General features: G+C 70.4%; 20 protein-coding genes. 9 read left to right on the forward strand and 11 right to left on the reverse strand.

Going from position 1 to position 19,337, the window contains the following annotated elements:
- The 3 genes from ACNFOC_RS24955 to ACNFOC_RS24965 form a co-directional block, all read right to left on the reverse strand.
- Positions 1-129: GltB/FmdC/FwdC-like GXGXG domain-containing protein (locus tag ACNFOC_RS24955; RefSeq protein ID WP_416961343.1), on the reverse strand; the 129-nt coding region annotated here is incomplete at its 3' end.
- 157 nt (positions 130-286) lie between these two features.
- Entirely contained in the window at positions 287-718 is a 432-nt protein-coding gene (locus ACNFOC_RS24960; protein WP_416961344.1) for a pyridoxamine 5'-phosphate oxidase family protein, read from the reverse strand.
- Between the two features lie 286 nt (positions 719-1,004).
- A complete protein-coding gene (locus ACNFOC_RS24965; RefSeq protein ID WP_416961321.1) occupies positions 1,005-1,406 on the reverse strand; it encodes a hypothetical protein in 402 nt (133 codons plus the stop codon).
- Between the two features lie 387 nt (positions 1,407-1,793).
- Between ACNFOC_RS24965 and ACNFOC_RS24970 the strand changes: the two genes are divergently transcribed.
- The 8 genes from ACNFOC_RS24970 to ACNFOC_RS25005 all read left to right on the forward strand — a co-directional run bounded on the left by ACNFOC_RS24970 (position 1,794) and on the right by ACNFOC_RS25005 (position 10,900).
- Positions 1,794-3,467, forward strand: coding sequence for a GAF domain-containing sensor histidine kinase (locus ACNFOC_RS24970; protein ID WP_416961345.1), 1,674 nt, complete (start codon positions 1,794-1,796; stop codon positions 3,465-3,467).
- Positions 3,468-3,712: 245 nt separating this feature from the next.
- A complete protein-coding gene (locus ACNFOC_RS24975) occupies positions 3,713-5,014 on the forward strand; it encodes a sigma-54-dependent transcriptional regulator family protein (protein WP_416961322.1) in 1,302 nt (433 codons plus the stop codon).
- Positions 5,015-5,060: 46 nt separating this feature from the next.
- Positions 5,061-6,581, forward strand: coding sequence for an aldehyde dehydrogenase family protein (locus tag ACNFOC_RS24980; protein ID WP_416961323.1), 1,521 nt, complete (start codon positions 5,061-5,063; stop codon positions 6,579-6,581).
- Positions 6,582-6,596: 15 nt separating this feature from the next.
- The gene (locus ACNFOC_RS24985) at positions 6,597-6,965 is read left to right on the forward strand and encodes a DUF779 domain-containing protein (protein ID WP_363100648.1); all 369 of its coding nucleotides are present in this window, start codon (positions 6,597-6,599) and stop codon (positions 6,963-6,965) included.
- 10 nt (positions 6,966-6,975) lie between these two features.
- On the forward strand, positions 6,976-7,989 hold the full coding sequence (locus tag ACNFOC_RS24990; RefSeq protein WP_416961324.1) for a zinc-dependent alcohol dehydrogenase: 1,014 nt from the start codon (positions 6,976-6,978) through the stop codon (positions 7,987-7,989).
- Positions 7,990-8,028: 39 nt separating this feature from the next.
- A complete protein-coding gene (locus ACNFOC_RS24995; protein WP_416961325.1) occupies positions 8,029-9,162 on the forward strand; it encodes an NAD(P) transhydrogenase subunit alpha in 1,134 nt (377 codons plus the stop codon).
- A complete protein-coding gene (locus ACNFOC_RS25000) occupies positions 9,159-9,476 on the forward strand; it encodes an NAD(P) transhydrogenase subunit alpha part 2 (protein WP_362985206.1) in 318 nt (105 codons plus the stop codon). The genes ACNFOC_RS24995 and ACNFOC_RS25000 overlap by 4 nt, the downstream gene beginning before the upstream one ends.
- 5 nt (positions 9,477-9,481) lie before the next feature.
- Complete coding sequence (locus ACNFOC_RS25005) at positions 9,482-10,900, forward strand: NAD(P)(+) transhydrogenase (Re/Si-specific) subunit beta (protein WP_416961326.1); 1,419 nt, start codon at positions 9,482-9,484, stop codon at positions 10,898-10,900.
- Between the two features lie 25 nt (positions 10,901-10,925).
- On the opposite strand, the gene ACNFOC_RS25010 is transcribed toward ACNFOC_RS25005, so the two are convergent.
- Genes ACNFOC_RS25010 through sqr form a run of 3 tightly spaced genes read right to left on the reverse strand, consistent with a single transcriptional unit; the run spans position 10,926 to position 12,993 of the window.
- The gene (locus ACNFOC_RS25010) at positions 10,926-11,399 is read right to left on the reverse strand and encodes a DsrE/DsrF/DrsH-like family protein (protein ID WP_416961327.1); all 474 of its coding nucleotides are present in this window, start codon (positions 11,397-11,399) and stop codon (positions 10,926-10,928) included.
- Between the two features lie 16 nt (positions 11,400-11,415).
- The gene (locus ACNFOC_RS25015; RefSeq protein WP_416961328.1) at positions 11,416-11,733 is read right to left on the reverse strand and encodes a TusE/DsrC/DsvC family sulfur relay protein; all 318 of its coding nucleotides are present in this window, start codon (positions 11,731-11,733) and stop codon (positions 11,416-11,418) included.
- An 18-nt stretch (positions 11,734-11,751) separates the two neighbouring features.
- Positions 11,752-12,993, reverse strand: coding sequence for a type III sulfide quinone reductase, selenoprotein subtype (gene sqr, locus ACNFOC_RS25020; RefSeq protein ID WP_416961329.1), 1,242 nt, complete (start codon positions 12,991-12,993; stop codon positions 11,752-11,754).
- 221 nt (positions 12,994-13,214) lie between these two features.
- Between sqr and ACNFOC_RS25025 the strand changes: the two genes are divergently transcribed.
- Complete coding sequence (locus ACNFOC_RS25025; RefSeq protein ID WP_416961330.1) at positions 13,215-13,679, forward strand: OsmC family protein; 465 nt, start codon at positions 13,215-13,217, stop codon at positions 13,677-13,679.
- A gap of 15 nt (positions 13,680-13,694) precedes the next feature.
- On the opposite strand, the gene ACNFOC_RS25030 is transcribed toward ACNFOC_RS25025, so the two are convergent.
- The 5 genes from ACNFOC_RS25030 to ACNFOC_RS25050 form a co-directional block, all read right to left on the reverse strand.
- Positions 13,695-15,347, reverse strand: a complete 1,653-nt coding sequence (locus ACNFOC_RS25030) for an NAD(P)-binding protein (RefSeq protein ID WP_416961331.1) — start codon at positions 15,345-15,347, stop codon at positions 13,695-13,697.
- The gene (locus tag ACNFOC_RS25035) at positions 15,344-16,351 is read right to left on the reverse strand and encodes a thiamine pyrophosphate-dependent enzyme (RefSeq protein ID WP_416961332.1); all 1,008 of its coding nucleotides are present in this window, start codon (positions 16,349-16,351) and stop codon (positions 15,344-15,346) included. The genes ACNFOC_RS25030 and ACNFOC_RS25035 overlap by 4 nt, the downstream gene beginning before the upstream one ends.
- Positions 16,348-17,589, reverse strand: coding sequence for a pyruvate ferredoxin oxidoreductase (gene porA, locus ACNFOC_RS25040; RefSeq protein ID WP_416961333.1), 1,242 nt, complete (start codon positions 17,587-17,589; stop codon positions 16,348-16,350). The genes ACNFOC_RS25035 and porA overlap by 4 nt, the downstream gene beginning before the upstream one ends.
- Positions 17,573-18,157, reverse strand: coding sequence for a 2-oxoacid:acceptor oxidoreductase family protein (locus tag ACNFOC_RS25045; protein ID WP_416961334.1), 585 nt, complete (start codon positions 18,155-18,157; stop codon positions 17,573-17,575). Before ACNFOC_RS25045 ends, porA begins: the two co-directional genes overlap by 17 nt.
- 185 nt (positions 18,158-18,342) lie before the next feature.
- Positions 18,343-19,227 (reverse strand): universal stress protein, encoded by an 885-nt coding sequence (locus tag ACNFOC_RS25050; protein WP_416961335.1) that lies wholly within the window; start codon positions 19,225-19,227, stop codon positions 18,343-18,345.
- Between the last annotated feature and the right edge of the window lie 110 nt (positions 19,228-19,337).

The following is a 19,337-nucleotide window of genomic DNA, read 5'->3' on the forward strand; positions in this document are numbered from 1 at the left end:
ACCGGAGTTGCGCACGGCGAACCGGTCACCGGCCTCTCCCTGTACGAACGTCCGCCCGCCCGTCGCGCCGAACAGCGCGAAGTTCCCGACGAGGACGTTCCCGCCGCGCTCGGTGCTGCCGCCGCCCATCGGCCCGGCGTCCTACGCGGCGCTGTGCGACGCCGTGGTGCCCGTAGCCGTGGTGGCCCACGACTGACACGTACGTCGTCGGAGCGGCAAGCGGCTGACGCACATGACCCGTGCCCGTCCGTGCGAGAGAGACGGACGGGCACGGGAAGGCCGAATGTCAGGCTTCGGTCGGCTGGTCGACGGAAACGAGTAGGAGACCGGTGACCAGGTCCGGGTGGATGCGGACTGCGTAGTCCATTGGCTGGCGTACCCAGGGGTGCAACAGCGCCTGATATCGGACTAGTTCGCGGACGTCGGTGACCAGGTGAGCGTATCCGGTGACCACGACGCTCCAGCCGAGGTGCGTGTCGGGGTCGATGGCGTCGGCTTCGTAGGCCACGACGACTCCCGGGCCGTCGGCCTGGAGCGTGCGCGAGGTCAGGGCCGCGCCCTCGTGTGTGCGGATGACGATGTTCCCGTCGTCCACGATGTGGTTCACCGGGCGGATGGTCGGCAGCGCCTGCCGGGTGAAGGCGATCCTCCCCATGGGCACGCTGCCCAGCAGCCGCAGTGCCTCCGCGCCGTCGACCTCGACGGTCCGGAGCTGCAGCTCCGCGGCGGCCGGCTGCTCTCTGCCCGGGGCCTCGGGAGGCCGCCCAGCGGGTTCTTCGCTCACTGCTCGATGTCTCCGGCCTGCGGCCCACCGGAGCACCCGGGTGGCGGCCGGCAGGTGGGGCGTCTGGGGTTGATCAGGCCATTCGAGCCGCTCCGGTACTGGTCGGGCTAGGGCCGTTCGGCCCTGGAACGTATCCGATCGGCCCTTTGCCCGAAGTCCGCCGCGCGGGCGGCAGGCCGTTCCCCGTCCCCGATGACGGGGCTGTCGCCCGGAGCATGCCTCACGGTTCCTGTCGACCGTCCGTCGGGCCGCCGCGCCACGGGGGCGGGGTGGCCGACCTGCGGGCCGTGTCCTCGCGGTGCACCACACGGTCCAGGCGGGTGCGTAGTCGGTCCTGCAACCGGTCCGCGAGCTCGTGCGCGCTCGCCTCCCGCGCATGGACGACGAGAAGATCGCTTCCCACCCGTATCTCGGCCCCGGCCGACCACGGCTGCTCGGCGTGGTGTGCCGCGGCCCTGGCGATCCGCACCTCGCCGCCTACGGGAGCTACCCCCGGGCGGTCGAGGACCGCGCTCAGCTTGGCCCGCAGGTAGGTGAGTGCTTCCTCGTCCACGTCCCCCTCGGTCCGTACCTGTACGGCCGCGGGCGAAGAGGTCTGGCCGCCGGTGTTCTTGAGCGTCATCTGCTCCACTCCTTTGATCGTTCGTCGGCGGTTCCAGACTGGCCCCGGTGCCGAGGGTGCGCCCAGGGCCGCTTGGCCCTGTGTACGGGCCGGTAGGCCCCGCTCCCGCGTCGTCGGACCGCTCGGGCCGAGCTCGGCGTCGGGCGTGTCATCGCCACGCGGGCCAGGGACCACACGGGGAGGAGGGGCCATTGAATGAATCCCTGGTCCCGGACTTTGCTCAAGGGACGTGAGCCCATTTCCCCACCGACTCGGGGCGGCTACCGTGGCACATGACCGGGCTGGTCGGCCGGCTGTGTGGTTATCGGATCTGGAGGATCGCCGGTGGTAAGCCCCGAGGAGTCCCGGGAGTCCCGGGAGGCCCGGGTCCGGCTGCCGCAGTTGAAGATGGACGAGCTGCTGGAAGAGCTGCAGGCTCGTCTGGATGTGGCTCGAGGTACGCGTGACCGGGTGCACAGCCTGCTGGAGGCGGTGCTCTCGGTCGGCCGGGAGCTGGACCTGGAACAGGCGCTGCACAGCATCGTGGAGGCGGCGGCGGTCCTGGTCGACGCGGAGTACGCCGCGCTCGGTGTGATCACACCGGACGGCAAGGCGCTGTCGGCGTTCCACACGATCGGCGTCACCGAGGAGCAGATCGCCGAGATCGGTCCCTACCCGGAGGGTCACGGGATCCTGGGCGAGCTGATCCGGCACCCCGAGCCGCTGCGGCTCGCGAAGATCTCCCAGCACTCCGCGTCGTACGGTTTCCCGCCCAACCACCCGCCGATGAACACCTTCCTCGGGGTCCCCATCCGGGTGCGCGAGCACGTCTTCGGCAACCTGTACCTGACGGAGAAGCGCGGTGGGGCACAGTTCGACGAGGAGGACGAGTCGGTCCTGTCGACGCTGGCCGTGGCGGCCGGTGTCGCGATCGACAACGCCCGTCTGTACGAGGAGTCCCGGCTGCGTGAGCGCTGGTTGCAGGCCACCGCGGAGATCACCCACAGCCTGATGTCCAGTGGTGCGCGTACCGACGTCCTTGCCCTGATCGCCGAGCGGGCCGGCGAGATCACGGGATCGGCCCTCGCGGCGGTGGCGCTGCCGATGGAGGGCACCGGGTCGCTCGCCGTGGAGCTCGCCGTGGGGCTGGACTCCGAGGCGCATCAGGGGCTCATCCTGTCCATGGACCGCAGCCTGATGGGGCTGGCCTTCTCCAGCGCCGCCCCCGTCACCAGCGCGGACGTGGGCAACGACGGCCGCATCTCGTTGGATCCACCGCGTTTCGGGGGACTCGGCCCCGCCGTGGCCGTACCCATCGGCACGGGTGAGGCAGGCGTGCGCGGCGTCGTCCTGCTGGCGCGGGAGGCCGGGCGACAGCCCTTCTCGGCGACGGAGACCGAGACCCTCCAGGACTTCGCCGCCCAGGCGGCCGTCGCCATGGAACTGGCCGACCACCGTCGGGACGCGCAGGAGATCGCGGTTCTCCAGGACCGTGACCGCATCGCCCGCGACCTGCACGACCTCGCCATCCAACGGCTGTTCGCGACGGGCATGACGTTGCAGAGCGCCGGCCGCTTCATCGAGCACGAGGAGGCCGCCGAACGCGTGGCGCGGGCGGTGGACGACCTGGACGAGACCATCAAGATCATCAGGTCTACGATCTTCGGTCTGCGGGCGCGTGACGGTGGCGCCGGGACGGGGCTGCGGGCTCGTGTCGTGCGCGCGGCCGGTGAAGCCGCTCCCGTGCTCGGCTTCGCACCCAGCGTGCGGATGGAGGGCCTGGTCGACACCGACGTGCCGCGGGAGACCGCCGACCATGTGATCGCCGTGCTGTCCGAGGCGCTGACCAACATCGCCCGGCACGCCCACGCCGGCCGCGCCGACGTCGCCCTGGTGACCGACGGCCGCGAGGTGCGTCTGTCGGTCACCGACAACGGGGTGGGCATCCCGGCCGAGGGCCGCCGCAGCGGACTGCGGAACATGGAGGAGCGGGCCCGGCAGCTGGGCGGAGAACTGGCGTGGACCACTCCGCGGGGCGGCGGCACCGCGCTCGTGTGGAAGGTCCCGGTGCCCGGTAAGTAGGCGCTGCTCCGCCACCGTAGATCTCCCCTCCCAAGTCCTGACCGGATCGCGGACATCGGACGTCATCCAGCTGCTGCTTCCCCGCGCCCGGCGTACCGGCGACCGCCCAGTGCGGTTTTCCGCCGGTCAGTCCTCGCGTGGGCCCGAGGGACCCAGCCGCCGGGGCCGTTCGGCCTCTGCACCCCGGCCCGATATACGACTGAGGTGGGGTGTGACGGATCCGGAGAAGGCACGTGGGAGGTGCGATGGAAGCTCCCGTCACCACCTCGGTTCACGCTCTGCGCACGGCACACGAGCAGTTCGTGACCACGCCCGGAGCGTTGCCCCAGGTACGAGACCTGATCGCCGACTCGTGGCGGCGCTGCGCGGTGCGCGGCGTCCACTCCGACGGCAGTCGGCTCCCGCCGCTGCGCGCGACCGCCGCGGAACTTACCGCGTACCGGCGCGCCCATCCGCTGGCCTTGGTCCTGCCCCTGTTCCGGGAACTCCTGGGGGCCGGTGCCGCCGACGACGGGCACGTCTTCGCGGTCGCCGACGCCGACGGCACCCTGCTGTGGGTCGAGGGCGACACCGCGACGATCGAACGCGGTGAGCGGATGCACTTCGCCGAGGGAGCTGTCTGGTCCGAGGCCCGGGCGGGAACCAACGCCCCAGGCACCGCACTGGAGTTGGGGCGCCCCGTCCAGATCGTGACCGGCGAGCACTACAGCTCCGCCGCGCACGCGTGGTCCTGCGCCGCAGCCCCGATTCGCGACCCGTCCACCGGACGCATCCTCGGCGTCATCGACCTCTCCGGCGGCGGCACCATCGCCACACCCCCGGCACTGGCCGCAGTACGAGGAGCGGCCCTCGCCGCCGAGGCGCACCTTGCCCCGACGACGGCAATACGTATGGCGACGTCGGTCTCCGATCAGAACGGCGTACGGCTGAGTGTGCTGGGCCGGGACAGCGCCCTGCTGGAGCACGGTGGGCGCGTCCTGCGGCTGAGCCCACGACACAGCGAGATCGTGCTGGCGCTCGCCCTGGCCGGCCACGGAGTGATGGGGGACCGGCTGGCAGTGGAGCTGTCGGACCGTGAGGTGCCGCCCTCGACGCTGCGGGCCGAGATGACCCGGCTGCGTGCCGTCCTCGGTTCCGCCCTGCTCGGTTCGCGGCCGTACGCGCTGCTGTGCCCGGTGCGGACCGACCTCGGCGAGGTCTCCGCGCTGCTCGCCGAGGGGCGGGTGGCGCAGGCTCTCGCCCGTTACCCGGGTCCGCCGCTGCCGCGCTCCGACGCGCCGGTCGTGGTGGAGCAACGGCGGTGTCTGGAACAGCAGCTGCGCGGTGCCGTCCTGGGCAGCGGCGATCCCGCGCTGCTGCGCCGTTGGGTGGACGCCGACTGGGGAGCCGACGACAGCGTCGCGTGGTCGGCGCTCGCACGCACCCTGCCGAACGGATCGCCACAGCGCGCCGCGGCCGCGGCCAGGGCCCGCGGACTGGACTTCGCTGAGGCCCTTCCGTCGCAGGTCGGAAGGCATGCAGCGGTGTTGCAGCGTGCACGTTCCTAGCGTGTTGAGCATCACCACGACGGTCGTGATGAGAAAGGGGACGGTCATGAAGTACCAGCCTCCGGGCCGGGACGGCAGCCCCGTGGATGTCGCGCCCCGCTACGAGAACTTCATCGGCGGCAAGTGGCAGGCACCCACCACGGGCCAGTACTCGCCCAACCTGTGCCCCGCCACCGCCAAGACGATCTGCGAGGTCCCGAAGTCCGGACCCGAGGACATCGAACTCGCGCTGGACGCCGCGCACTCCGCACAGCCCAAGTGGGGCGAGGCGTCCACCACGCAGCGTGCCGCCGCCCTCAACGCGGTCGCCGACGCCATCGACGCCCACCGCGAGGAACTGGCGATCGCCGAGAGCTGGGAGAACGGCAAGCCGGTCCGCGAGACCCTCGCGGCCGACATCCCGCTCGCCGCCGACCACTTCCGCTACTTCGCGGCCGCGATCCGCGCCGAGGAGAGCTCGATCACCGAGATCGACAAGGACCTGATCTCCTACCACTTCCACGAGCCGCTGGGCGTGGTCGGCCAGATCATCCCGTTCAACTTCCCGCTGCTGATGGCCGCGTGGAAGCTGGCCCCGGCGCTCGCCGCCGGCAACGCCACGGTGCTCAAGCCCGCCTCTCCGACCCCGTGGTCGATCCTCAAGCTGATGGAGGTCATCGGCGACCACCTGCCGCCCGGCGTCCTCAACGTCGTCAACGGCCCCGGCGCCGAGATCGGCAAGGCGCTCGCGACCAACAAGCGCATCGCCAAGGTCGCCTTCACCGGCGAGACCACCACCGGCCGCCTGATCATGCAGTACGCGGCCCAGAACATCATCCCGGTCACCCTGGAGCTGGGCGGCAAGTCGCCGAACATCTTCTTCAACGACGTGGCCGCCCACGACGACGACTTCCTCGACAAGGCCGTCGAAGGACTCGTCCTGTACGCGTTCAACAAGGGCGAGGTCTGCACCGCACCCTCGCGCGCACTCGTCCAGGAGGACATCTACGAGGAGTTCATGGGCCGTTGCCTGGAGCGCATCCGCGCCATCAAGCAGGGCGACCCGCTCGACACTGCGACCATGATCGGCCCGCAGGTCTCCAAGCAGCAGATCGAGAAGATCGCGTCGTACGTCGAGATCGGCCTCAAGGAGGGTGCTGAACTGCTCGTCGGCGGCCACCGGCCCACGATGGAAGGGGAGTTCGCGAACGGCTACTTCTACGAGCCGACCGTCCTCAAGGGCCACAACAAGATGCGGGTCTTCCAGGAGGAGATCTTCGGACCCGTCCTCGCCGTCACCACCTTCAAGGACGAGGCCGAGGCCCTGGAGATCGCCAACGACACGCTCTACGGCCTCGGGGCCGGCGTGTGGAGCCGCGACACCGGCCGCACCTACCGGATGGGCCGCGCCATCAAGGCTGGCCGCGTGTGGACGAACTGCTACCACCAGTACCCCGCGGGTGCCGCGTTCGGTGGCTACAAGGTCTCCGGCATCGGCCGCGAGACGCACAAGATGATGCTCGAGCACTACAGCCAGACCAAGAACCTCCTGGTCAGCTACAGCGACAAGCCGCTCGGGCTGTTCTAGGAGGAGTGCAGCGACATGCCCGGAACAGTGGAGTACGGCACCGTCGGGCGCGTCACCGCAACGCGTGCGGCGCGCAAGGCCATCGCGGCCCTGCGCGCCGCCCACGGCAGCCCCGTGATGTTCGTCCAGTCGGGCGGCTGCTGCGACGGCAGCGACCCGATGTGCTTCCCGGGCGGCGAATTCGCCCTGGGAGACGGCGACATGCTCGTCGGCGTGGTGGACGGCTGCACCTTCCACGTGAACGCGGACCAGTACGAGGCGCACGGCCGCCCCTTCTACGTCCTGGACGTGGAACCGGGCACACCGGGCGGTTTCTCCCTCGCAGCCGGAGACGGGCTGCATTTCGTGACCCGGGTCAAGGCGCCCCGGTGCGCAACCACTTGAGGAGTTGATCATGAAGGCGGCAGTCGTCACCGACTTCGGGAAGCCACTGGAGATCCAGGACCTTCCCGTCCCCGAGCCCGGCCCCGGCCAGGTGCTCGTGAAGATGGAGGCCTCCGGCCTCTGCCACACCGACATCCACGCGGCCCACGGCGACTGGCCGGTCAAGCCGCAACCGCCGTTCGTTCCCGGCCACGAGGGCGTCGGCCCCGTACAGGCCGTGGGTGCGGGCGTCTCCGCCGATCTGATCGGCAAGCGGGTCGCCGTGCCGTGGCTCGGCTCGTCCTGCGGCACCTGCCGCTACTGCGTCTCCGGCTGGGAGACTCTCTGCGAGAGCCAGGTCAACTCCGGCTACTCCGTGGACGGTTGCTACGCCGAGTTCGCCGTCGCCAGTGCCGGTGCGATCGTCCGGGTCCCCGACGGCGTGTCGTCCTTCGACGCGGCACCGCTGACCTGCGCGGGCGTCACCACGTACAAGGCGATCAAGGTCGCCCGGGTGACCCCGGCCGAGCGCGTCGCCGTCTTCGGCGTCGGCGGCCTCGGCCACCTGGCCGTGCAGTACGCGCGTCTCGTCGGCGGGTTCGTCACCGCCGTCGACCTCGAACCCGACAAGCTCGGCCTCGCCCACCAGCTCGGCGCAGACCTGACCGTCAACGCCCGTACGCACGACCCGGTCGAGGAGATCAAGAAGGCCGGCGGCGCGGACGTGGCCGTCGTCCTGGCCGCCGCGCCCAAGGCGTTCGAGCAGGCGTACCGGTCGCTCAACCGCGGCGGACGACTCGTCATGGTCGCCCTGCCCGCCGACGACGCCGCGATCAACGTGCCGATCTTCGAGACCGTGCTCGGCGGGATCTCCGTCATCGGCTCCATCGTCGGCACCCGTCAGGACCTGTCCGAGGTGTTCGCGCTGCACGCGGCCGGCCGCACCAGGGTCATCGCCGAACCGCGGCGCCTGGACCAGGTCAACGACTCCTTCGACGAGGTCCTCGGCGGACGGGCCGAAGCACGGCTCGTCTTCGAATTCTGAGCCCGGCAACCCCGGGGTCACAGGGAGAGGCAGCAGATCATGGGAACCGTCATCGTAGGAGCCGTCCGGGAGCGGGCGCCCGGTGAACGCCGGGTCGCGCTCGTCCCCGAGGCCGTAACCCTCCTGCGCCGGGCCGGAATCGACGTCCTCGTCGAGGCCGGTGCCGGGTCCGGCGCCTGGTTCACCGACGCCGAGTACACCGAGGCCGGCGCGACCGTCGTATCCCCGGAGGAGCTGTACGCACGCGCGGACGCCGTGCTGTGCGTCGGACCGCCGGACCCGGAGAGCGCCGAGGCGCTGCGCACCGGGCAGACCCTGATCGGCCTGCTCGAACCCCTCCGCCATCCCGCCCTCGTCGACGGACTGAACCGGCGCGGGGTCCGCACGGTGAGCCTCGACCTGCTGCCCCGCACCCTCAGCCGCGCCCAGTCCATGGACGCGCTGACCTCCCAGGCCAACGTCGCCGGCTACAAGGCGGCGGTCCTCGCCGCCGACACCTACGACCGCTTCTTCCCGATGCTGACCACCGCGGCGGGCACCATGCGCCCGGCGCAGGTCCTCGTCCTCGGCGCCGGAGTGGCCGGGCTACAGGCGATCGCCACCGCCCGCCGCCTCGGCGCCGTCGTCTCGGCGTACGACGTACGCCCCGCGTCCCGAGGGGAGGTGGAGTCGCTGGGTGCCCGGTTCCTCGACATCCAGACCGCCCAGGCAACGGAACAGGGCGCCGAACAGACCGGCTACGCAAGGGAGTTGACCGAGGAAGAGCAGCAGGCCCAGCGGGCCGCGCTGAACGAGCACATCGCCCGCTCCGACATCGTCATCACCACCGCCCAAGTGCCCGGCCGCAAACCGCCGTTGCTCGTGACCGCCGAGGTCGTCGGGCGGATGAAGCCCGGTTCGGTCGTCGTCGACCTCGCGGCGAGCGAGTTCGGCGGCAACGTCGAGGGCACCGAGGCCGACAAGACCACCGTCCTCGACAACGGCGTCACCCTGATCGGCGCCGGCCGGCTGCCGTCCGCCATGGCGACCGCCGCGTCCACCGCCTACGCCCGCAACCTTGTCGCCGTGCTGCGTCACCTGGCACCCGACGGCGAATTCGTCCTCGACCCGACTGACGAGATCACGGCCGCCCTGACCGGCGGAGCAGTCCAGACAGGAGGTGCATCCTCATGAACAACCTCGACCTCCTCACCGCGATCACCGTCTTCGTACTGAGCGTCCTGGTCGGCATCGAGGTCATCAGCAAGGTCCCGGCGACCCTGCACACCCCGCTGATGTCCGGCTCCAACTCGGTGCACGGCATCGTCGTCATCGGCGCGATGCTCATCGCCGCCGAGTCGCACACCTGGCTCGGCTACGTCCTCGCCTTCGTGGCCATGGTGTTCGGGGCCATGAACGTGGTCGGCGGCTACGTCGTCACCGACCGGATGCTGGAGATGTTCAAGGCCCGGCCCACCGCCAAGAACAACGAGAAGGCTGAGGTGTGACCGCCATGGACACCGTCTCCAACGCCGTCCACTACGTCTTCCTCGCCGCGGCCGCCTGCTTCGTGATCGGCCTGCACCTCATGAACCACCCGCGCACGGCCCGCCGCGGCAACACGCTCTCCGCCGGGGCCATGGCCGTCGCGATCGGCGGCACCGTGTGGCTCGTCGTCCACGAGAGCCGGATCACCAGTACCGGCTGGCTCGTCCTGATCAGCGGCGGCCTCGTCGGCGCCGCACTCGGCCTGTGGGCCGCGCGCGAGGTCAAGATGACCGCGATGCCGCAACTGGTCAGCGTCTTCAACGCCGTTGGCGGTGGCGCCGCAGCTCTCATCGCCGTCAACGATCTCCTCCAGGCCGAGCATCCGGCCGCGCTAGGCGCACGTGTCTCGCTGCCGGGCGCTCTGAGCATCGTCATCGGCGCGGTCACCTTCTCCGGCTCGCTGGTCGCGGCGGGCAAACTGCAAGGCATCGTGTCCGGCTCGCCGGTGGTGTTCCCAGGGGCTCGCCTGCTCAACGTGCTGCTCCCGGCGTCCTTCGCCGTCGGCACTGTCTGGCTGGTGCTGGCCCCGGACTCCTCAACTGCCCTGTATGGACTGGTCGTTGTCGCCCTACTGTTCGGCGTGACGATGGTGCTGCCCATCGGCGGCGCCGACATGCCGGTGGTCATCGCCCTGCTGAACGCCTTCACGGGGTCGGCGGTAGCCATGGCGGGCTTCGTCCTCAACGAGACCGCCCTGATCATCGCGGGCATGCTCGTCAGCTCCTCGGGCGGCATCCTCACCAAGCTGATGGCCGACGCCATGAACCGCTCCATCATGAACATCGTGATCGGCGGCTTCGGCACCGGCGACAGCGCCCCGACGGCGGTCGGCGCGGGCGGAACACCCGCCCAGGTGCGCGCCATCTCCGTCGACGACGTGGCGATCCAGCTCGCGTACGCCAGGAAGGTCATCTTCGTCCCCGGGTACGGCCTCGCCGCCGCCCAGGCGCAGCACGAACTCGGCGACCTGGCCAAGCTGTTGACCGCGCACGGCATCGACGTCAGCTATGCCGTCCACCCGGTGGCCGGCCGTATGCCGGGACACATGAACGTGCTCCTGGCCGAGGCCAACGTGCCGTACACGCAGCTCAAGGAGATGGACGAGGTCAATCCCGAATTCCCGCAAGCCGATGTGGCGTTGGTGATCGGCGCCAACGACGTCACGAACCCGATCGCCCGCCGCCCCGGCAACGCGATCTCCGGCATGCCGATCCTCGACGTCGACAAGGCCAAGAGCATCGTCGTCATCAAGCGCTCGATGGGCCACGGCTACGCGGGCGTCGACAACGAGCTCTACACCGACCCGAAGACCGGCATGTTCTTCACCGACGCGAAGAAGGGACTCAGCGAACTGAAGACGGCGGTCGGCGAGTTCGTCGGCTGACGTGCGTGCCCCAGTGAACCGGCGGTCAGGTGTAGATGATCTGGCCGCCGGCCGCGTGCCCGTAGAACTCGCCGACCGTGATGATGCCCTGGACCTGCTCGACGAGGTCGTCCTTGTCGAGTTCGAAGAGGTCGACGGACGCCTTGCAGGCGTAGATGCCCGCGCCGGTGTCGGCGATCATCTCGATGAACTCGGGGATCGGCGGGATGTCGAGCTTGTCCATCTTGCGTTCCATGTAGCGGGTGACCAGGTCCGGCACGCCCGGCATGCCGCCCAGGAGGGTGGGCAGGTGCAGGCCGGGGTTGCCGACGGTGGCCAGCTTGATGTGCTCCCAGTGCTTCTTCGTGATGGCGTCGAGGCCGAAGAAGGTGAAGAACAGGTCGGCCTCGATGCCTTCGGCGCGGGCGCCGTTGGCCATGATCAGGGCCGGGTAGATCCCTTCCAGGGATCCCTTGGAGACAACGACGGAGACTTTCTCGATCGTGGCGGTGCCGGCCATGACGGGCCTTCCTTCCTCAGATGCAGCCGTGGGGCTTGGGGATACCGGCGATCTTCGCGGCGGTCTTCGCCGGTCCCTTGGGGAAGAGCTGGTAGAGCTCCTTGACGCTCACCCCGGACGTCTTGCCGAGGACGCGGACCGTGGGTCCTGTGCCCTTGGCGGTGTACTCGGCGCGCATGAAGCGGATGACCGTCCAGTGCTGGTCGGTGAGTTCGGGGATCCCCTGTTCGCGGGCGATCTGCCCGGCCATCGGCTGGGTCCAGCGACCGGGGTCGGTGAAGAAGCCGTCGTCGTCGACCGGGACGGCCGTGTCGGCATAAGTGGCGGTGGGCATGGCGGTGTTCTCCCTCTCTCAGGTGCGGACGTGGTTCTTGCCGTGCTCGGGCATCTCCGCGCCGATGCCTGGCAGTTCCCTGCCAGGCAGCAGGGTGTGCCAGTACAGCCACTCGAAGGCGAGCTTGCCGAGGTGGTTGGCGTGCGACTCCTTCAGCAGCGGCAGCCCGACGGAGGCCGGGAAGTGGCCGGGCAGCGGCTCGGTTTCGTAGTTGAAGTCGATGAGTAGCGCCTTGTGGAAGCCGGTCTCGACGAAGCAGTTGGTGTGCCCGTCGAAGGTGGCGTCCAGCGGCCGGCCGGCCAGGAAGCGGCCGATGTTGTGGGTGAGTGTCTCGCCCTCGAAGTGGGCGACGGAGCCGGCCTTGGACGCGGGCAGCCCGGCGGCGTCACCGATGGCGAACACCTCGGGATGTCCGGGGTGTTGGAGGGTGTGCCGGTCGACGGGGATGAAGCCCAGTTCGTCGCCGAGGCCCGGGGAGCGTTCGACGTACTCGGCGCCGCCGTGCAGCGGCACGACGACCGCCAGGTCGAAGGGCACCTCGCGTTCGTCGTACGACACCAGCCGGCCGCCTTCGCCGTCGACCTCGCCGAGGGTGAACTCGGTGACGAGTTCGATGCCCTTCTCCTTCAGCAGGCCGCCCAGTGCCTTCGCGGCGACCGGCTTGGTGAAGGCGCTGTCCAGCGGGGTGACGTAGGTCAGCTCGACGCGGTCGCGGATACCCCGGCGCCGGAAGTACCAGTCGGCGAGGAAGGCGAACTCCAGGGGTGCCACCGGGCACTTGATGGGCAGGTCGGCCACGTTCACCACGACGCGCCCGCCCTCGAAGCGCTCCAGGGCGTGGTGCAGGCCGACGGCGCCGGGCAGGTCGTAGAAGGTGAAGACCTTCTCGCCCCAGCCCGGGCCGGTCAGCCCTTCGGTCTCCTCCGGGAGGAGCGTGGCGCCGGTGGCGACGACGAGGACGTCGTAGGTCATCCGTATGCCGCCGCTGAGGTGCACCGTCCGTGCGTCCAGGTCGACGCGCTCGATGCGTGCCTGTTTGTAGTCGACGGCGGCGTGCAGCTGCTGCGGGCGGGAGCGGACGAGGTGGTGAGGCTCGGCGAGCCCGAACGGCACGAACAGCAGGCCCGGTTGGTAGACATGGTCGTCGTCCTGGTCGACGACCGTGATCCGGTACTCACGCCCGTCGTACATCCGCCGCAGGCGGTTGGCCGTCAGTGTGCCCGCTGTACCGCACCCGAGAATCACGATGTGTTTTCCCATGACCCCACTCTCGTACGGGAGATGAGAGCGGGGCATGGGCCACAGGTCCCTCGCACGGTACCCGTAGGGGTATGCCTTCGGCCCCGTCCAACGGCTCCCGCGGGTCACCGCATCGGGGACGAACGGCCCCGCTTCCATGCCCTGTCGGCCTCTGGATGCGACGGGCCCGGCGCATTCCACTGGGAGCGACGACAGGCCGACACGACCAGGGAGGTCTTGCTATGACCGGTACCGCACACCAGACCCACGCCACAGCCGTTCCGCAGGAGACAGACGTGCACCGGCTCGACGTGGAGCACGTGGACGGCGACGCGTACTCCGTCGACATCCGCGGGCACCAACTGCTGGTCGACCAGCCCACGGAGGCGGGCGGCACCGACACCGCGCCCACCCCCACGGAACTGTTCGCCGCCTCGCTGGCCACCTGTGTGGCGTTCTACGCGGGCCGCTACCTCAAGCGCCACGGCCTGCCCCGGAAGGGGCTGCACGTTCGGACGGAGTTCATGATGTCCACCGACCGGCCGACCCGTGTGGCATCCGTGCGGGTCGCCCTCGTGCCGCCGCCCGCACTGTCCGCGCAGCGGCACGCGGCCATGCTGGCCGTCGCCTCGCACTGCACCATCCACAACACGCTCCATGAACCGCCGGAGATCGACGTTCGGCTGGACCCGGGCCTGGAGTCATGAGCGCGGCCGGGAACCTCACTCCTCCGGCACCATGTCGATCGCCCCGGACGGGCACTCGGCCGCGCACAGGCCGCAGCCTTTGCAGTAGTCGAGGTCGATCGAAAACCCCTTGCCGAGACCGAGCTTGGTGATCGCGTTGTCCGGGCAGACGCCGTAGCAGTTGTCGCACTCGAAGCAGCTCCCGCACGACATGCACCGCCGGGCCTCGAACAGGGCGGTGGACTCGTCGAGTCCCTGCACCACCTCGTCGAACGTCGAGACACGCCGGGCCAGTTCGAGCCGCGGCCGCACGGAGACCGGCGCATCCGCGTAGTACCAGGTGTTGAGCCGGTCGGAGGATGCGGGGCCGTGCTTGGGGCCGGGGTCGTACGTCCTGCCACGCAGATACGCGTCGATGTGCCGTGCCGCCTTCTTGCCGTGCCCCACGGCCACCGTGACCGTACGCTCGGCGGGCACCATGTCACCGCCGGCGAAGATGCCCTCGTGTCCGGTCATCAGCCCGTCGGCCACCTGCACCATGCCGTGCTCGACGGCCAGGTCCGGCACGTCCTGGAGGAGGGACAGGTCGGAGTCCTGGCCGAGCGCCAGCACCACGGTGTCCGCCTCCAGCTTCTCGAACTCGCCGGTGGGCTGCGGGAATCCGGACTCGTCCAGCTCCATCCGCTCGATGGTGAGCCTGCCTTCGTCGGCGTGCCTGATGGTGGAGAGCCACTTCATCCGCACGCCCTCCTCCAGGGCCTCCTCCACCTCGACGTCGTGCGCGGGCATCCGGTCCCGGGTGCGCCGGTAGACCACCACGGCATCGGTCGCGCCCAGCCGACGGGCGGTGCGCGCGGCGTCCATGGCCGTGTTGCCGCCGCCGTACACCGCAACCCGGCGCCCCAGCAGGGGCGGGCCCTCGCCCTCCATGCCGCCGAGCAGCGCCACCGCGTCCAGGATCTTCGCGCTGTCACCGGCCGGGATGTAGGTGCGCCGGCCGATGCCCGCGCCCACGGCCAGGAATACCGCGTCGAAGCCTTCGTCACGCTGTGCGGCGAGCACGTCGTCGACCCGGACGCCGAGTTCGAGGGTGATGCCGACCGCGAGGATCCGGTCGATCTCCGCGTCGAGCACCTCGCGCGGCAGCCGGTAGCGGGGGATGCCGTAGCGCATCATCCCGCCGGCGTGCTCCTGCGCCTCACGGATCGTCACCTCGTGGCCCAGCAGCCGCAGATGGTAGGCGGCCGACAGCCCGGCGGGGCCGGAGCCGACGACCAGGACGCTCCCCCAGCCTTCGGCCGGGGGGACCCCCACGCCGGAGGTCGCCGAGGGGGCCTCGACGGTCCAGCCGCGCCTGATCGCCTCGTCGCCGAGGAACCGCTCGATGGAGTTGATGCCCACGGCGTTGTCGACCTGGACGCGGTTGCAGGCCGTCTCACAGGGGTGGTAGCAGACCCGGCCCATGACGGCGGGCAGCGGGTTGTCCCGCATCAACTGCCGCCAGGCGGCCTCGTAGTCCCCGCTCTCCGCGTGGAACAGCCACTGCTGGATGTTCTCGCCGGCCGGGCACGCCTGATTGCACGGCGGCAGCCGGTCGACGTACTGGGGACGCTCGGTCCGCCAGGCACCGGTGTGGTTGGCCAGGCTGGACCCCGCGTCCAGGGTGATCGCGAACGGTTTCTCCTTCACGGCACTGCCTCCTCGGCGAGCAGCCCGAAGCGGGCGATGTTGCGGTCGGCGGTCCGCTGGAGGTGGGCGATGACATCCGTGCGCACGTCGGGCTTGAACAGGTGTGCGTACCTCTTCTGCGGGCGCAGGTACTCCTCGACGGGGACCCGCCGCCGGATCGGTGTGACGTCGGTGACCTCGCCGTCCCTGGCCTCGAACACCGGGAACAGGCCGCTCTGTTCGGCGAGCCGCGCGATCCGCACGGTGTCGCCGGAGGCCGTGCCCCAGCCCAGCGGGCAGGGCACCAGCACGTGCAGGTAGCGGGCGCCGCGCATGCCCATCGCCCGGTGCACCTTGGTCTCCAGGTCGCGCAGTCCGGCCACGGTCGCGGTGGCGACGTACGGAATTTCGTGCGCCATGGCGATCAGCGGCAGGTTCTTGCCCTGTCCGAAGGGGGCACCGGGCTCCTCGCCCACCGCCTGGGTGGTCGCCGTGCGCGCGGCCGGGGGAGTGGCCCCGGAGCGCTGCACGCCGGTGTTCATGTAGGCCTCGTTGTCGTAACAGACGTACAGGACGTCGTCGTTGCGCTCGAACATGCCCGACAGGCAGCCGAGTCCGATGTCGACGGTGCCGCCGTCGCCGCCCTGTCCGACCACCCGGATGTCGGAGCGGCCCTTGGCGCGCAGTGCGGCGGCCACGCCCGCGGCGACCGCGGGAGCGTTGCCGAACAGCGAGTGCAGCCAGGGCAGTTGCCAGGACGTCTCGGGGTAGGGCGTGGAGAAGACCTCCAGGCAGCCGGTCGCGTTGACCGCGATCACCTTTCCGCCGGCCGCCCGTTGGGCCGCGTCCAGGATGTAGCGGGCGCCGAGCGCCTCGCCGCAGCCCTGGCAGGCGCGGTGGCCGCAGGTCAGCGCGTTGGCGCGGGCCGGGTCTGCCTGGTCGGACTGCAACTCGGGCCCCAGCAGCCGGTTTCCGGCGGCGAAGCTGCCCACCTGGTAGAACCTGACCTGTGGTGCGGCGCTCATCGGTTGCTCCCCACATCGCGCAGGATGTTCTCCGCGGACGGGCCCGACCGCCTGGTCTGCGCCATCCGCGCCAACTCCCGCTCCACCAGCTCGGTGTTGAGGTCCAGGAAGGTCAGCTGCTCCAGACGTCCGGCGACCGCGTCGTCGAACAGCCGGTGCAGCGACTCCTTGGTGATCGGACGCCCGCCCAGCCCCGCGATGACGGTGTGTCCGTCGAGGTGGATCCCGGACAGTGCGGTCCGTACGTTCGCCGACACGATCCCGCCGATGCCGACCGCCAACGCCCGCTCCAGCACGACCACTTGGCGGGCCCCGCCGAGCACGGTCCGTACCGCGTCCAGCGGGAACGGACGGAACGACGTGATCGCCAGCGCCCCGATCCGCACCCCGCGGTCCCGCATCTCGTCCACGACGTCGCACACGGTGCCGAACACCGAGCCCAGCGCCACGACGATCGTGTCGGCGAACTCGCAGCGGTACGGATGGACCAGCCCGCCTGAGGAGCGGCCGAAGACTTCCCGGTACTCCTCGGCGATCCGCGGTATCGCGTCCAATGCCTGCATCTGCTTGGCGTGCGCCAGATAGCGCACCTCGGTGAAGGCTTCCGGACCGACCATCGCGCCGATCGACACGGGCTCGTCCGGGTCCAGGACCTGCCGTGGCTCGTAGGGCGGCAGAAACGCGTCGACCTGGGCCTGCTCCGGCACATCGATCCGTTCCCAGGCGTGCGTGAGGACGAAGCCGTCCATGCACACCATCACCGGCAGCGACAGCTCCTCGGCCAGTTTGAACGCCTGCGGGTGCAGGTCGGCGGCCTCCTGGTTGTCGCGCGCGTACAGCTGGATCCAGCCGGAGTCGCGCTGCGACATGCTGTCGCTGTGGTCGTTCCAGATGTTGATCGGCGCGCCGATCGCCCGGTTGGCGACCGTCATCACGATCGGCATGCCCAGCCCGGAGGCGTTGTAGAGCGCCTCCACCATGTACAGGAGCCCCTGACTGGCGGTCGCCGTGTAGGCCCGAGCGCCTGCCGCCGAGGCTCCGACGCACATCGACATCGCGGCGAACTCCGACTCGACGTTGACGTACTCGCAGGGCTTCAGCGCGCCGGACTTCACCAGCCTGCTGAGTTCCTCGACGATGTGCGTCTGCGGCGAGATCGGGTAGGCCGCAATCACCTCGGGCCGGCAGTACGCGACGGTCTCGGCGACCGCGCGTGAGCCCTCAGTCTGCTTGAGCATGGGCTTGCTCCTCCCGCTGAGCGGTGCTGACGTGGTCGTGGGCCTCCCGGGCGGCGGCCACGTTGGCGGCTCCCAGCTCGCCGGGGAAGCGTTCCTGGACGGCGGCGGCGAGCGAGTCGATGGACACGCAGCCGGTGAGGGCGGCGAGGCCGCCCAGCAGGACGGCGTTCGGAACCGGCCGCCCGAAGTGCCGCAGGGCGAGCGCCGTGGCGGGGACGGTCAGGGCGCGACCGGGCGTGATGACGTCCGAGAGTCCCAACTTCTCTATCGGCAGCGGCGAGTTGATCAGTATGCTGCCGCCGGGCCGCAGTCCCTCGAAGACGCTCACCTGGTGCAGCAGCGTCGCGTCCTGGATCACCAGAGCGTCGGGCCGCATGACGGGCTCGCGCACCCGGATGGGCCGGTCGTCGATACGGCAGAACGCCATCACAGGCGCTCCCGTCCGCTCCGACCCGAAGCTCGGGAAGGCCTGCGCGTACCGGCCCTCCAGAAACGCGGCCACCGACAACAACTCCGCGGCCGTGACGGCTCCCTGGCCACCGCGACCGTGGATGCGTACCTGAAACATGTCGTACTCCCTCCGAACGGTCTCCTCTTACGGCGTATCCCGGGGACGGGCCCACTCCTCAGGGGCCGAACGTCCCTGCACGGGGGCCGAAGGGGCACGGAGACACCGGGCACGGGACCGCCCGGCCGCGAGAGGGCAGACCGGGCCCCGGCCCGACCGGAGGCGGCCGGACCGGGACGTGGGGGTCACTCGTGCGGGACGATCGCGACCGGGCAGCGGACGTGGTGCATCACCGCGTGGTCGACCCGGCCGGTGTGCGTGCCGACCTTGGCCGGGCGGTTGCGGCGGCCGACGACCAGCAGGCCGGCGTCCGCGGCAGCGCCTTGGATCAGGTGCGCCGCATGGTCGTTCGCCACGCGCTCGTGGACCTCCACCGTCGGGTACTTCTCGCGCCACGGTCCGAGGACCCTCGCCAGGTCCCGCTCGGCGTCTTCCTGCGCGCTCGTGTTCTTCGCGCCGGGTCCGGGCGAGATCGACTGCTGCCACGCGTGCACCACACGCAGGGGCGCGAACCGCAGTACAGCGCTCTCGAAGGCGAACGCGAGAACCTCCTCGCACGGACGCGCCGTGTCGATGCCCACCACCACTTCGCGGTACGGCGTACGGGCCGACGGCTTGCCGTCGGAGCCCGGCATCCGCTCGCTCTCGGGGGTCTCGTCGGCCCGGACCAGCACGACGGGCCGCGTCGCGCGGGCCACCGTGGCCAGGGCCACGGAACCGGCCAGGAATCCGCCGATCCCGCTGAACGCGCGGCTGCCCAGCACCAGCAACTCGCCCTCCGCGCACGCAGTCCCGAGGGCGTCGGACGCGGGCCGGGAGATTTGCTCGGCGCTGAGATAGATCTGCGGATAACGCTCGTTAATCCGGTCCATGGCTTCGCGGAGAATCCGCCGCGACCAGAACCGGGGCGCCTCCAATTCGGGCAGTGTCGACGGTTCGGGCGACGCCGCCTCCCACGCGTGCACCAGGCGCAGCGGCACATCGCGGCGCAGCGCCTCCCTCGCCGCCCAGTCGGCGGCGGCGAGGCTCTCGCGTGAACCGTCCAGTCCTACGACAACAGGTCGCAGCACGGTCAACACCTCCCTGGATCGGTGGCCGCGGGCCGTTCCGCGAACCCTGTACCACCAGCGTCCTCCTGAGGGCACCGCCGGAGGAGAGCCCATCGGGGCCCGGGTGGGGA

Source organism: Streptomyces colwelliae (assembly GCF_048158785.1).
GTDB lineage: Bacteria > Actinomycetota > Actinomycetes > Streptomycetales > Streptomycetaceae > Streptomyces.

Bases quoted from the DNA above. Each gene is read 5' to 3' on its own strand.
- sqr (WP_416961329.1), bottom strand. From the start codon at position 12,993: ATGGGAAAACACATCGTGATTCTCGGGTGCGGTACAGCGGGCACACTG.
- ACNFOC_RS25000 (WP_362985206.1), top strand. From the start codon at position 9,159: ATGAACAACCTCGACCTCCTCACCGCGATCACCGTCTTCGTACTGAGC.
- ACNFOC_RS25045 (WP_416961334.1), bottom strand. From the start codon at position 18,157: ATGTTTCAGGTACGCATCCACGGTCGCGGTGGCCAGGGAGCCGTCACG.
- ACNFOC_RS25010 (WP_416961327.1), bottom strand. From the start codon at position 11,399: ATGGCCGGCACCGCCACGATCGAGAAAGTCTCCGTCGTTGTCTCCAAG.
- ACNFOC_RS24985 (WP_363100648.1), top strand. From the start codon at position 6,597: ATGCCCGGAACAGTGGAGTACGGCACCGTCGGGCGCGTCACCGCAACG.
- ACNFOC_RS24980 (WP_416961323.1), top strand. From the start codon at position 5,061: ATGAAGTACCAGCCTCCGGGCCGGGACGGCAGCCCCGTGGATGTCGCG.
- ACNFOC_RS24990 (WP_416961324.1), top strand. From the start codon at position 6,976: ATGAAGGCGGCAGTCGTCACCGACTTCGGGAAGCCACTGGAGATCCAG.
- ACNFOC_RS24965 (WP_416961321.1), bottom strand. From the start codon at position 1,406: ATGACGCTCAAGAACACCGGCGGCCAGACCTCTTCGCCCGCGGCCGTA.
- porA (WP_416961333.1), bottom strand. From the start codon at position 17,589: ATGCTCAAGCAGACTGAGGGCTCACGCGCGGTCGCCGAGACCGTCGCG.
- ACNFOC_RS24975 (WP_416961322.1), top strand. From the start codon at position 3,713: ATGGAAGCTCCCGTCACCACCTCGGTTCACGCTCTGCGCACGGCACAC.
- ACNFOC_RS25035 (WP_416961332.1), bottom strand. From the start codon at position 16,351: ATGAGCGCCGCACCACAGGTCAGGTTCTACCAGGTGGGCAGCTTCGCC.
- ACNFOC_RS24970 (WP_416961345.1), top strand. From the start codon at position 1,794: ATGGACGAGCTGCTGGAAGAGCTGCAGGCTCGTCTGGATGTGGCTCGA.
- ACNFOC_RS24995 (WP_416961325.1), top strand. From the start codon at position 8,029: ATGGGAACCGTCATCGTAGGAGCCGTCCGGGAGCGGGCGCCCGGTGAA.
- ACNFOC_RS25005 (WP_416961326.1), top strand. From the start codon at position 9,482: ATGGACACCGTCTCCAACGCCGTCCACTACGTCTTCCTCGCCGCGGCC.
- ACNFOC_RS25015 (WP_416961328.1), bottom strand. From the start codon at position 11,733: ATGCCCACCGCCACTTATGCCGACACGGCCGTCCCGGTCGACGACGAC.
- ACNFOC_RS25025 (WP_416961330.1), top strand. From the start codon at position 13,215: ATGACCGGTACCGCACACCAGACCCACGCCACAGCCGTTCCGCAGGAG.